Annotated in this window: 13 protein-coding genes; 4 read left to right on the top strand and 9 right to left on the bottom strand. The window is 73.5% G+C overall.

Annotated elements, in window-relative coordinates:
* Nucleotides 1–273: 273 nt before the first annotated feature.
* The 8 genes from def to MTQ10_RS02895 all read right to left on the bottom strand — a co-directional run bounded on the left by def (nucleotide 274) and on the right by MTQ10_RS02895 (nucleotide 7,599).
* Nucleotides 274–924, bottom strand: a complete 651-nt coding sequence (gene def, locus MTQ10_RS02930) for a peptide deformylase (RefSeq protein WP_247461869.1) — start codon at nucleotides 922–924, stop codon at nucleotides 274–276.
* A 74-nt stretch (nucleotides 925–998) separates the two neighbouring features.
* Nucleotides 999–2,006 carry a tetratricopeptide repeat protein gene (locus MTQ10_RS02925; RefSeq protein WP_247461868.1) on the bottom strand — a complete coding sequence of 336 codons (1,008 nt, stop codon included), beginning with the start codon at nucleotides 2,004–2,006 and terminating at the stop codon, nucleotides 999–1,001.
* 111 nt (nucleotides 2,007–2,117) lie between these two features.
* Nucleotides 2,118–3,341 (bottom strand): HD-GYP domain-containing protein, encoded by a 1,224-nt coding sequence (locus MTQ10_RS02920; protein WP_247461904.1) that lies wholly within the window; start codon nucleotides 3,339–3,341, stop codon nucleotides 2,118–2,120.
* A gap of 71 nt (nucleotides 3,342–3,412) precedes the next feature.
* The gene (locus MTQ10_RS02915) at nucleotides 3,413–4,762 is read right to left on the bottom strand and encodes an HD-GYP domain-containing protein (RefSeq protein WP_247461866.1); all 1,350 of its coding nucleotides are present in this window, start codon (nucleotides 4,760–4,762) and stop codon (nucleotides 3,413–3,415) included.
* A gap of 129 nt (nucleotides 4,763–4,891) precedes the next feature.
* Nucleotides 4,892–5,194: a mycothiol system anti-sigma-R factor gene (gene rsrA / locus MTQ10_RS02910; RefSeq protein WP_247461864.1), complete on the bottom strand. Its 303-nt coding sequence runs from the start codon at nucleotides 5,192–5,194 to the stop codon at nucleotides 4,892–4,894.
* Complete coding sequence (locus MTQ10_RS02905; RefSeq protein WP_247461862.1) at nucleotides 5,191–5,886, bottom strand: sigma-70 family RNA polymerase sigma factor; 696 nt, start codon at nucleotides 5,884–5,886, stop codon at nucleotides 5,191–5,193. The genes rsrA and MTQ10_RS02905 overlap by 4 nt, the downstream gene beginning before the upstream one ends.
* A gap of 257 nt (nucleotides 5,887–6,143) precedes the next feature.
* On the bottom strand, nucleotides 6,144–6,782 hold the full coding sequence (locus MTQ10_RS02900) for an alpha/beta hydrolase family protein (protein ID WP_247461861.1): 639 nt from the start codon (nucleotides 6,780–6,782) through the stop codon (nucleotides 6,144–6,146).
* A gap of 1 nt (nucleotide 6,783) precedes the next feature.
* A complete protein-coding gene (locus MTQ10_RS02895; protein WP_247461859.1) occupies nucleotides 6,784–7,599 on the bottom strand; it encodes an SOS response-associated peptidase in 816 nt (271 codons plus the stop codon).
* Between the two features lie 50 nt (nucleotides 7,600–7,649).
* Between MTQ10_RS02895 and MTQ10_RS02890 the strand changes: the two genes are divergently transcribed.
* From MTQ10_RS02890 to MTQ10_RS02875, 4 genes are all read left to right on the top strand, one after another.
* Complete coding sequence (locus MTQ10_RS02890; protein WP_247461858.1) at nucleotides 7,650–8,363, top strand: M50 family metallopeptidase; 714 nt, start codon at nucleotides 7,650–7,652, stop codon at nucleotides 8,361–8,363.
* A gap of 235 nt (nucleotides 8,364–8,598) precedes the next feature.
* On the top strand, nucleotides 8,599–9,915 hold the full coding sequence (gene aroA, locus MTQ10_RS02885; protein ID WP_247461856.1) for a 3-phosphoshikimate 1-carboxyvinyltransferase: 1,317 nt from the start codon (nucleotides 8,599–8,601) through the stop codon (nucleotides 9,913–9,915).
* A gap of 17 nt (nucleotides 9,916–9,932) precedes the next feature.
* Complete coding sequence (rsgA, locus tag MTQ10_RS02880) at nucleotides 9,933–10,943, top strand: ribosome small subunit-dependent GTPase A (protein WP_247461854.1); 1,011 nt, start codon at nucleotides 9,933–9,935, stop codon at nucleotides 10,941–10,943.
* 144 nt (nucleotides 10,944–11,087) lie between these two features.
* Nucleotides 11,088–11,411, top strand: a complete 324-nt coding sequence (locus tag MTQ10_RS02875) for a DMT family transporter (protein WP_247461852.1) — start codon at nucleotides 11,088–11,090, stop codon at nucleotides 11,409–11,411.
* 143 nt (nucleotides 11,412–11,554) lie between these two features.
* Here MTQ10_RS02875 and MTQ10_RS02870 read toward each other — a convergent pair whose 3' ends face one another.
* Nucleotides 11,555–12,163, bottom strand: a complete 609-nt coding sequence (locus MTQ10_RS02870) for a TetR/AcrR family transcriptional regulator (RefSeq protein ID WP_247461851.1) — start codon at nucleotides 12,161–12,163, stop codon at nucleotides 11,555–11,557.
* Nucleotides 12,164–12,370: the final 207 nt, after the last annotated feature.

Genomic DNA, 12,370 nt, shown 5'->3' with positions numbered 1-12,370 from the left:
CACACCCTCCCGCTGTACCGGGCGTGCGCCGTTGCGTATCCCCGCTCCCCCCATTCAGCACCACAACTGACCGTTCTGGGAACGGATTTGCTTCATTCACTACCCCCAGGGGCTGAGAATCTCCCCCTGAATGACTGGTTGTGGATCACCACATGTGCGTATGGGATCGAACGCGTGTCGGCCGGGCGAACACCCAACGACGCGGCGCCTGTTCAGGAAGTGGGTCCTGAACAGGCGCCGTACGTGAGGGGACCGTGCGACGGGCGGGGCGCGTCAGTCGTTCGGCACCACCGGGTAGCGGGGCTCGTTCTCGGCCATCTGCCGCAGCGCGTCCTTGCGTTCACGCTTGGAGAGCCGGTCGATGTAGAGGTACCCGTACAGGTGGTCGGTCTCGTGCTGCAAACACCGGGCGAAGTAGCCGGTGCCGCGCACCTTGATCGGGTTGCCCCGCTCGTCCTGCCCGGTGACCTCCGCGTAGTCGGGGCGGGCCAGCGGCATGTACGCGCTCGGCACGGACAGGCACCCCTCGTTGCTGTCGTCCAGGACGCGCCGCTCGGCGGGCAGCTCGACCAGCTTCGGGTTGCACACCACGCCGACGTGCCGCACGCCCTGGTCGTCGGGGCAGTCGTAGACGAAGACCTTCAGGTCCACGCCGATCTGGTTGGCGGCCAGACCCACGCCCTCGGCGGTGCGCTGCGAGGCGAACATGTCGTCGACCAGCTTGCGCAGCTCGTCGTCGAACTCCGTGACGTCCCTGCACTCCTTGTGGAGGACCGGGTTGCCCACGACCGTGATCGGCCGCGAGGTGCCGCGCTCGCGGTACGCCTTCTCGCGCTCCTCGCAGTCCTCCGTGTCGACGACGTAACCCTCGTCGTCTACGGGGAGCACGCCCGCGTGCTGCTGATCGGTGTCCTGCTGCGCCATGACCGACGTACGCCTTCCTGCAAGCCTGAGAAATCTGCCAGTACAGCCTAAAGGGGTCCGTGGGAGCGAGGTGCTCAGCAGACCTCTTCCAGGTCACGCCAGTCCCGCGAGTCCGGCGCGTCCGCGACCCAGCCGTCCAGCAGGCCGCGCACCAGCGACGCCGGCGCGGCCACCCCGCACTCCCGCTCCGGCACCCACGACTGTCCGTCGGTGCGGTGGCCCAGCGGGCCCGGATGGCCCGGCTCGCTGTGGTCGTGCGGGTCGAGATGGACGCCCTCGCCCTCGTCGGCCGGCATCCGCGACTCCGAGCACATCCGGCACAGCAGCCGCACCGACGACGACCAGTCCTCCGCCGCGAACCCGGCGTCCGCCGCGAGCTGCTCCAGCGCGTCCCGGTCCGCCTCCGTGGCCGCCTCGATCAGCACCACCCACGTCGGCACCGGCGACGGCGCCCACAGCTCGATCTCGTCGAACACCGGGTAGGTGTGCCCGGCGGACGTGGTCCGCTCCCCGTGCGGCACCCCGTCGTGCAGGACGACCTCGCCCCAGCGCCGCCCGGACGACGGCAGCGGGATCGACAGCACCTCGATACGGGCGGGGTCCAGCCGCCGCCCCCACACCACCTCGGCCTCGCCCTCCGGCGACAGCCGTACGGCCGCGCTGCCCAGGTCCATGCCGACGGGCTCCCCGGACGCCGACGCGCCCGCGCCGGCCGCCTGCCGGGAGCCGGTGCCGGGCACCCGCAGCCCGTACGCCTGCCAGGCCCGCCGCGCCAGCGGCCAGTCCTGCAACGCCGTCGCCGCGATGCCGACGTTCCACCAGTCGGGCGCCCCGGTCTCCTTCTCCAGCAGCGCCACCGCGCGCAGCCCGGCCGCCCTCGCCTGTTCCCAGTCGTGCCGGAACTTGTGCAGCAGGGCCAGGTTGAACCACGACTCCGACCGCCAGGGCTCCAGATCGGCGGCGCGGGTGAGCAGTGCTCCCGCGTCCTCGTAGCGGCCGTCGCCGATCAGCGTGAACGCGCGGTCGGTGGCCTGCCGCCAGGAGGCGGAGGGCCGGTGCCGTCCCTTGCCGAAGATCCTCACGATTCCCGCCTGCCAGTTCCAGTTCCGGAAAGTGGGCTGGCCTGTGCCCCCGGACACCCTCTCCCTCGCATCCAACCACGTACGGCCGCGGGGGCGCTCATTACCCATGGGTTACCCAGTCGGGGGGAAAGTCAGACCGCCCCGGGCCAGGACCCGCGCCAGCGCCTCCACCACATCGGGCGCGTAATCGCCCGCCGCACCCAGCCGCAGTTCCTCCAGCGCGGCGAGCGCCCCGCCGGGACCCGCGTCACGGGCCTTCTCCTCCCAGGCGTTGACCACCCGCACGATCCGCGCCGCCCGCGGCTGCTCCGGGAACGGGTCGGCCTGCCGCTCCACCACCGCCGCGACCCTGCGGTCCACCCCGGTCTGCCGGACCACGGCACCGCCGAGGAGCGCGATACGGCGCTGCTCCTCGCCCGGCAGCCCGGCAGTGGCCCCGGCGGGCACCGGGTCGACGAGGCTCAGCTGGCCGATGTCGTGCATGAGCGCCGCGTACTCCAGGACGGTCAGCTCCGCTTCCGCCAGCCCCAGGTCCCGTCCGACGGCCAGGCTGAGCGCGGCCACCCGGCGGGCGTGCCCCGCGGGGGTGTACCCGGCGATCTCGGTGGCGCGGGCCAGGGAGGCGATGGTCTGCCGGTAGGTGGCGCGGACGGCCGCGTACCGGCGGAACGACGCCTGGGTGAGCAGCAGCGGCACACAGAACACCGGCAGCGCCCACAGGCCCGCCACGGCCACCGCGAGTGCCATGACCGCGCCGGTCGCGCACACCGCCGAGCCGATCCCGGCGAGCGCCCGCAGCTCGTCCCGCAGCAGCGGAGCGAACGGCCACCGGGTGCGGGCGTGCGCGAGGGCCGCAGCCAGCACGGCATCCCACAGGGCGGTCAGCGCGAGCAGCGCCACCAGCAGCAGCGCGTACGCGGGGCCGACCCAGGTGTCGAGGGCACCCCGGTTGTACAGCGGCTGGAAGCAGACCGCGGCGAAACCCGCGGTGAGGACGCGCCGGGCGAGATGGTCCAGGGTGGGGCTGGTGCCGCGGGCGATGTGCGGCACCCCGCCGAGCAGCGAGGCCACGGACACGACGGTCACCACCTGGGCGGGGCCGTGGTGGGTGGGCTGCCCGCTCACCTCGCCGAGCAGCGCGTACGCCAGTGCCCCGGCCGCGCCGAGCGGCGCCGGCTCCCGCAGCTGGGGGCCGCGCCAGCGGGTGACCTCGCCGAGGGCCACCAGCAGGCCGAAGGCCAGCGCGACGGGCCGCTCCGCCGGGCCGGTGCGAACGGTGGCCGCGACGCTCACGACGGCGAGGAGCCCCGCGCCGCAGCGCACCGCCACCAGCAGCGGCGTGACGGCTCCCGGCGGCGCGGGGCTGTGCGCGGCCGGCCACACGGGGGCCGCCGCGGCGGCCCGGCTCACCGGTGCACCCCGGGACGTCCGCGACTGCGCGAGGCCCGGCGCGGGCGCGGCACGGCCGGTTCCCGCTCCGGTTCCTCGGCGGTGACGGCCGGGTGCCAGCCCTCCCTCGCCAGCGCCCGGATCAGCGCCTCCACCATCGTGGGGTCGAACTGGGCGCCGGCGCACCGCCGCAGCTCCTGAACCGCGGCGGCCACCGGCCGGGCCCGCCGGTAGGTGCGGGTGGAGGTCATCGCGTCGAAGGCGTCGGCGACGGCGACGACGCGGGCGCACTCGGGGATCTGCGTCCCGGACAGCCCGTAGGGGTAGCCGCTGCCGTCGAGCCGTTCGTGGTGGTGCAGGATCGCGGCGCGGGCCTCGCCGAGGAAGGAGATGCCGCGGGTGATCTCGTGGCCGTACTCGGGGTGGAGTTCGATGACGCGCCGCTCCTCGGGGGTGAGCGGCCCGTCCTTGCGCAGCAGCCGGGTGGGGACGCCGAGTTTGCCCACGTCGTGCAGGATGCCGGCGAGCCGCAGCACCTCGACGCGGTCCTCGTCGAGGCCCAGCTCACGGGCGATCATCATCGAGGCGCGGCCGACGCGTTCGCTGTGGCCGCGGGTGTAGCCGTCCTTGATGTCGACGGCCTGGACGAGCGCCCGGATCGTCGCCCGGTGGGCCGCCCGCTCGCGGTGGTACTGGGCGAACACCCACCACGAGACGTACATCGGCAGCAGCACGAGCAGCGCGGCGACGGGCCCGTAGGGGCTGCGCCACAGGACGGCCATCATCAGCCCGGCGAGACCGTGCACCGCGACCGGTGCCAGGGAGTGCGCGAACACGGCACGCCAGGTGCGGGCCACGGGGGCGCGTTCGGCGAGGGCCAGCACTCCCGTGTCGAGCACGGCGAGGACCAGGCAGAACACCAGGACGGCGGCCCCGGCCGGGGCGAGCGCCCAGGGGAAGTCGGGGGCGGCGACGGCGCCCCGGCCGCCGAGCGCCCCGTGCGTCCGGGCGGCGGCCCACACGGCGACGACGAGCTGCGCGGCCCGCCACACGCGCCGCAGCAGCACCCCGCGGCGCGGGCCGTGGGAGAGCAGTGCCCCCGGCACCGCGACGAGGGCCGCGGCGGGCGGGGGCAGCAGGAAGGCGCCGGCGAGGAGGACGGGGTAGAACGTTCCGGCAAGACGGCGACGGGCCGGCAGCTCCCCCGCCGCGTACAGCACGGCGAGCAGTGCGACGGCCCAGGCGGACGGCCCGACGCCGGGTGACGGCAGGGACGCCGGCGACGGCGCCGAGGGCAGCACCAGCACGCAGGCGCAGACGGTGACCCCGGCGACGTACACACGGGCCCGTCCCGGAACCGTCTCCATACCGCTCCCTCCCCCCCGGGCCGTGCCGCCGTCCGCGTCGGGAGCCTAGGACGGCAAGGGGGGAGCACGCGGGCCGATGCCCCGCGGATTAGCACGTTCGGGTGACGGCGGGCCGGAGGTGGGCCCGGGTCAGGACTCCTGCGGGGTGGCCGTCACATCGTGTTCGGGGACGGCCTGCCCCGAGCGGATCAGCTCGATCCGGCCCATGACCTTGGCCCGCAGGTCGGTGGGCACGTCGTCATGCCCGCAGCACCGCTTCACCAGCTTCTTCACGGCCTGCTCCAGCCCGTACTTCTCGAGGCAGGGAGAGCACTCCTGGAAGTGCTGCTGGAACTTGTCGCGATCGACGTCCGGCATCTCGCTGTCGAGGAACTCGTACAGATGGTCGAGGACCTCACTGCAGTCCGTCTCGTGCGGCTCTCCGCAGCTCATGAGCCCGAGCCTTTCGCTTCGTTCGACTCTCCGGCGCCGGCCGGGACCAGCCCGCGCTCTCGGGCGTAGTCCTCGAGCATGCCGCGCAGTTGACGGCGGCCCCGGTGCAGCCGGGACATCACCGTACCGATGGGTGTCCCCATGATGTCCGCGATCTCCTTGTACGCAAAGCCCTCTACGTCGGCGAGGTAGACGGCGATGCGGAACTCCTCGGGGATCGCCTGGAGCGCTTCCTTCACGTCCGAGTCCGGCAGATGGTCGAGCGCCTGCGACTCCGCCGAGCGCAGACCGGTCGACATGTGCGACTCGGCGCGGGCCAGCTGCCAGTCCTCGATCTCCTCGGCCGCGCTGCGCTGGGGTTCACGCTGCTTCTTGCGGTACGAGTTGATGAAGGTGTTGGTGAGGATCCGGTACAGCCAGGCCTTGAGGTTGGTGCCCTCACGGAACTGGTGGAAGGACGCGTACGCCTTCGCGTACGTCTCCTGCACCAGGTCCTCGGCGTCCGCCGGGTTGCGCGTCATGCGCAGGGCCGCCGAGTACATCTGGTCGAGGAACTCCAGCGCGTCGCGCTCGAAGCGCGCGCTGCGCTCGGCGGTCGTCTCCGCCGCCGCGTCCGCGCTCACGCCCGGGCCCTCGGGCAGCTCCGCCTGGCCGTTGTCGGTCCCTGCGTCGGTACCGGGAACCGGACCCACCTCCTCAAGCGATGTGGCGAGACCGAGACCGGTCCCACTCGAATCGGAGGATAGACGACGATCCGGCCCGCCCGCCGCCCGAACTGGAACGGTCGTGGCCGCGTGCAGCACCGTCCAGTCCAGGTCGGCGCGGCGCTCACGGCTCGGGCAGTAGGTCGAACCCATGCGGCGGACTTCCTCTCCAGTGACGTCGGCGCTGGCGGCCCCAGCACTTCTGTCCCGGTCAACAGCGTCCGCGCGCGGGACATTCCCGGCCTTCAGGCGAGTGAGCCGGTCCACTTCACCACGGCGTCGGTGATCACGGTGAGGGCCTCGTCCTGCCCGACGGGCGCCCGCTTCGGCACGGCGAAGCCGTGATCGCCGTACGGCACCTCGACGAGTTCGTACGACCCCTCGGGGAACTCCTCCGGCTTGCCGAACGGGTCGTTGCCGCCCTGCACGACGAGCGTGGGCACCCCGGCGCCGAGCAGTTCGTCCGCGCGGGACTTCTCCGGCCTGCCCGGCGGGTGCAGCGGGAAGCTCAGCGCCAGTACGGCGCTCGCGCCCAGCTCGGTCGCCGTACGGCAGGCGACGCGGGCCCCGGCGCTGCGCCCGCCGGCGATCACCGGCAGGCCCGGCTGGGTCAGCGCGGGCCACAGGCCGCGCCAGCCGGTGTCGAGGGTCCTCGGCGCGGGCGCGACCTTCTTGCCGGCCACCCGCCAGGGCTGCTCGACGAGGGCGACGGTCACGCCGTGCGCGGGCAGCACCCCGGCCAGCGCCTGGAGGTCGCGGGCCTCGATGCCACCGCCTGCGCCGTGGCTCACGGCCAGCACCAGCCGCGCCTTCCTCGCCGGGTGCCAGGTGATGCGGGCGTCGCCGGCGTCGGTGGGAACGGTCTCCTCAATGGTTCGGGTCACGTCAGAAGAGTGTGCCCTCTTCGGGGGCCTCCAGCTCCTTCAGCAGCTCCGGGCCGTTGTTGCGCACGTTGCTGACGGCGGTGGACACCGGGTAGGCGCGCATCAGGCCGGGCGGCGGGGGCGCGAGCAGCTCCCGCAGATCGTCGGGGTCGGTGCGGGACGGGTCGAGCCAGGCGTCCCAGCGGTCCGGGGTGAGCATGAGCGGCATCCGCGGGTGGATGTCGGCGAGGGAGCGCGGGCCCTCGGCGGGCGCGACGGCCAGCGGGGTGGTCTCCGCCTCGGTGGTGATCACCGAGCAGGTCACCCACCAGGCCTGCGGGTGGTCGTCCGGCAGGGTCCGGTCACGCCAGAACTCGTAGACGCCGGCCATCGCGAACACCGACCCGTCGGCCGGCAGCACGAAGTACGGCTGCTTGCGCGGCCGTTTCCGTTTCCCCTCGACCTCCAGCTCGCGCTCCTTGCTGCCGGTGACCCACTCGTAGTAGCCGTCGGCGGGGAGGATGCAGCGCCGGGAGGTGAAGGCGCGGCGGTAGGCCGGCTTCTCGTGGACGGTCTCCGCCCGCGCGTTGATCATCCGCGCGCCGCCCTCGGGTGTCTTCGCCCAGGACGGCACGAGCCCCCACTTCAGCTTGCGCAGCTGACGAACCGGACGCGGCTCGTCGGCGTCCTTCAGAGGGCGGTCGAGAACGGCGTAGACCTCTTTGGTCGGGGCCACGTTGTAGTCGGGCGCGAGGGTCTCCTGCGGCTCCCACTTCTCGATCTCGAAGATTCCCGCGAGATCCTCGGGCCCACGACTCGATGCATACCGTCCGCACATACGTGCCACACTGCCAGATTCCGCCGGAGGACAGGGAGCAGCCCGGAAACATGGACATCAGCACCGCGACCTCGCTGTGGGACGAACTGAGCGGAACCCAGTCCGATCCCGATCTGTGGGTGGTCGGCGCCACCGGCCTCGTCGCTCTCGCCGCCGTCGTGTCGCAGCCGGTGTGGCGCGTCGCCCGCAACGCGATCACCATCGCCCACGAGGGCGGCCACGGTCTGGTCGCGCTGCTCACCGGCCGGCAGCTGACCGGGATACGCCTGCACTCCGACACCAGCGGTCTCACGGTCAGCCGCGGCAAGCCGTACGGCCTCGGCATGATCCTCACCGCCGTCGCCGGGTACACCGCGCCGCCGCTGCTGGGGCTGGGCGGGGCCGCTCTGCTGGGCGCGGGGCGCATCACGCTGCTGCTGTGGCTGGCGACGGCCCTGCTGCTGGCGATGCTGGTGGTGATCCGCAACGCGTACGGCGCCGTGACGGTGGTGGTCACCGGTGCCGTGTTCGTGCTGGTGTCGTGGCTGACGGGGCCGCAGGTGCAGGCGGCGTTCGCCTACGTGGTGGTGTGGTTCCTGCTGCTGGGCGGGGTCCGGCCGGCCTTCGAGCTTCAGGCCAAGCGGCGGTACGGCGGTGCGGGCGACTCCGACGCCGACCAGCTGGCCCGGCTGACGCACACGCCGGCGGGGCTGTGGCTGTTCCTGTTCCACGCGGTGTCGCTGTGCTCGCTGGCGGGCGGGGGGCGGTGGCTGCTCGGGCTGTGAGCAGCCGGCGGGGGCGCCGGCTGCCGCCGGGGCTGTCGGACGCGACGAGCGCGGCGGCTGCCGCCGGGGTTGTGAGGCGCGGGGGGGCGCACGCGGCCGGCGCGGGGCCCGGTCGGGGGCGCCCGGCTGTTGCCCCGTACAGCGGCGTGCGCGGCCTTCGGGGCGGGCCCGGTCGCCGTTCCAGCGGCTGGTCGCGGGCGAACGGTGGCCCTCTCCTCCTTATAAAGTGGGCCCCATGGTCCCGAACGCCGCCTCCACCGCCCTCTGGCCCGCCCCGCACGCGAGCGGAGCCGTCGACGCGACGGTCCACGTGCCCGGGTCCAAGTCGGTCACCAACCGTGCCCTGGTGCTCGCCGCCCTCGCCTCCGAGCCGGGCTGGCTGCGCCGCCCCCTGCGGTCCCGGGACACCCTGCTGATGGCGGGCGCGCTGCGCGCCATGGGCGTGGAGATCGAGGAGGGCGTGGGACCCGACGGCACCGGCGAGGCCTGGCGGGTGCTGCCGACGGGGCTGCGCGGCCCGGCCACCGTGGACGTCGGCAACGCCGGCACGGTGATGCGGTTCCTGCCGCCGGTCGCCACGCTGGCCGACGGTCCCGTCCGCTTCGACGGCGACCCGCGGTCGTACGAGCGTCCCCTGCACGGTGTGATCGACGCGCTGCGCGCGCTCGGCGCGCGGATCGACGACGACGGCCGTGGCGCGCTGCCGATGACGGTGCACGGCGGCGGCGCCCTGGACGGCGGCGTGGTCGAGATCGACGCGTCCTCGTCGTCCCAGTTCGTCAGCGCGCTGCTGCTGTCCGCGCCCCGCTTCAACCAGGGCGTGGAGGTGCGGCACGTCGGCGCGACGCTGCCGTCGATGCCGCACATCCGGATGACCGTGGACATGCTGCGCGCGGTCGGCGCCCAGGTGGACACCCCGGAGTCGGGCGGCGAGCGGAACGTGTGGCGGGTCACGCCGGGTGCGCTGCTCGGCCGGGATCTGACGATCGAGCCGGACCTGTCGAACGCGCAGCCGTTCCTCGCGGCGGCGCTGGTGACCGGCGGGCGGGTCGTCATCCCGGACTGGCCGCGGCGTACGACCCAGCCGGGTGACCGGCTGCGGGAGATCTTCACCGAGATGGGTGGTTCCTGCGAACTCACCGACTACGGCCTGGTGTTCACCGGATCGGGTGCCGTGCACGGCATCGATGTGGACCTCGGCGAGGTCGGTGAGCTGACCCCGGGCATCGCCGCGGTCGCGGCGCTGGCCGACTCGCCGTCCACGCTGCGCGGTGTGGCGCATCTGCGGCTGCACGAGACGGACCGCCTGGCCGCGCTCACCAAGGAGATCAACGAGCTGGGCGGTGACGTCACCGAGACCGCCGACGGTCTGCACATCCGTCCGCGCCCGCTGCACGGCGGTGTCTTCCACACGTACGAGGACCACCGCATGGCCACCGCCGGTGCGATCATCGGCCTGGCCGTCGAGGGTGTGCGGATCGAGAACGTGGCGACGACGTCGAAGACGATGCCGGAGTTCCCCGACCTGTGGACCGGGATGCTCGGGGCGTAGGGACGCAGGGACACGTCATGCGCCGCTACGGCAAGCACACCGACGAGGACGACATCCGCAGCCGCCCCGGCCGCCGGGGCACCCGGCCCCGTACCCACATCCGCCCCAAGCACGAGGACGCCGCCACCGGCATGGTCCTCACCGTGGACCGGGGCCGGCTCACCTGCCTCGTCGACGGCCGCACCGTCGTCGCGATGAAGGCACGCGAGCTGGGGCGCAAGGCGGCGGTGGTGGGCGACCGGGTCGCGCTCGTCGGTGATCTGTCCGGCAAGAAGGACACCCTGGCGCGGATCGTGCGCATCGAGGAGCGGTCGTCGGTGCTGCGGCGCACCGCGGACGACGACGACCCGTACGAGCGGGTGGTCGTCGCCAACGCCGACCAGCTCGCCATCGTCACCGCCCTCGCCGACCCGGAGCCGCGCCCGCGGCTGATCGACCGCTGTCTGGTCGCTGCGTACGACGGCGGCCTGGAGCCGCTGCTGGTGCTGACCAAGTCGGATCTGTCCCCGCCGGACAAGCTGCTGGAGCTCTACGGCGACCTGGACATCCCGTACGTCGTCACCAGCCGTGAGGAGCTGGAGAACGGCGACGCCGCGGACCGGGTGCGCGAGCTGCTGGACGGCAGGGTCACCGCTTTCGTCGGTCACTCCGGTGTCGGCAAGACCACCCTCGTCAACGCGTTGGTCCCGGAGGAGCGGCGGCGACTGACCGGGCATGTGAACGCGGTGACGGGCCGCGGCCGGCACACCACGACATCGGCGCTGGCGCTGCCGTTGGAGGCCGCGGACGGCTGGGTGATCGACACACCGGGTGTCCGCTCGTTCGGGCTGGCCCATGTCGATCCGTCGCGGGTCATCCACGCGTTCCCGGACCTGGAGCCCGGTACCGAGGACTGTCCGCGCGCGTGCAGCCACGACGAGCCGGACTGCGCGCTGGACGCGTGGGTGGCGCAGGGGCACGCCGACCCGGCCCGCCTGTACTCGCTGCGCCGCCTGCTGGCCACGCGGGAGCCGAAGGAAGGCGACTGACCTCCGCGTTGTTTGTGTGGAGGCATGGGCGGCAAGTGCATAATCGCACCGAGCCGGGCTCCCCGGACCTGACCAAGCCTGACCAAGCCTGACCGAGCGCCGCCCCAAGCGGTCGCGGGACGTGACGTACGGGAGGACAAGCACATGGCGTGGCTGCTGGTCATCGTCGCAGGGCTGCTGGAGACCGGCTTCGCGGTGTGTCTGAAGCTGTCCCACGGCTTCACCCGGCTGTGGCCCACCATCGCGTTCGCCTGCTTCGCGCTGGGCAGCTTCGGTCTGCTCACCCTGTCGCTGCGGAGGCTCGACGTCGGCCCGGCGTACGCGGTGTGGACGGGTATCGGCGCGGCCGGGACCGCCGTGTACGGCATGGTGTTCCTCGGCGACCTGGTCTCCACACTGAAGATCGTCTCGATCAGTCTGGTGATCCTCGGCGTGATCGGGCTGCAATTGTCGGGGTCGGCGCACTGAGGCGGGGCGTACGGCGGTCCGGCGCGGGGTATACGGCGGTCTGCGGCGGGCCGGGCGACGCGAGGGCGGTCGGGCCGACCGGCGTGGGGCGCTCGGCACACCGGGGCGCCCGGACGGGCTGCCCGCTCGGCGCGCCGGGGTGCTCAGACCGGCTGGCGCCGGAACAGGCTGTCCACCAGCCCCGCCACTCCGCCCTCGCCGGGCGGTGCGGCGACGCAGGACAGCGCGAGACGGACGACCAGCTCGCAGGAGCGAGCCAGTTCGGCGCTGTCGGACCGGGCGGCGCCGGGTGCGGTGAGGACCGCGACGGCACGGTCCCGGACGAGCGCCACGAAGTCGCCGGGTGACGGCAGCGGGCCGTCCGCCCGCCGCTGCGCCGGTACGGGAGAGCCGGACGGTACGGCGGTCAGCGCCGGCGACGGCAGCCGCTCGCTCCAGCATCCCGTCAGCAGGGCCCGTACCAGCGCGTTGTCGCGGGCGGCCGACGCGGTCCACTCCGCGGTGGCGGTGAGCCGGTCCCTGGGGTCGCCCTGGGTGGCCAACGCCCGTTCCACTCCGGCGAGATAGCCGTCGGCCTCACGGCGCACCAGCGCGCGGGCCAGCCCGTCCTTGCTGCCGAACTCGTTGTACAGCGTCTGCCGGGAGACGCCGGCGGCAGCGGCCACGTCCACCATCCGCACAGCGGACCACGGCCGTCGGGCCAGCGCCGTGAATGCGGCATCCAGCAGTGACTCCCGCGCTGCAGGCATCATCGCCTCCCCGGGGGACAGGACCCTGCCGCCCAGGTTTGACGCGCCCCGACACCCTGTCAAGCCCACGCGAGAGCCGCGGGACACACCGGATCCCCGGGGGCCGCGCGCGGGCTGGGCACGGGCTGGGCACGGGCCGCGCACGGGCTGCCCACCCCACGCAGCGGTACGGCGTACGAGCACGCGGCGGCATGCCGGCCGCCCCCGTTC

The organism is Streptomyces sp. XM83C (assembly GCF_023072675.1).
GTDB lineage: Bacteria > Actinomycetota > Actinomycetes > Streptomycetales > Streptomycetaceae > Streptomyces > Streptomyces thermocoprophilus.
The sequence above is the reverse complement of the archived record's forward strand: the minus strand, read 5'-3'. Positions and strand labels throughout refer to the sequence as shown.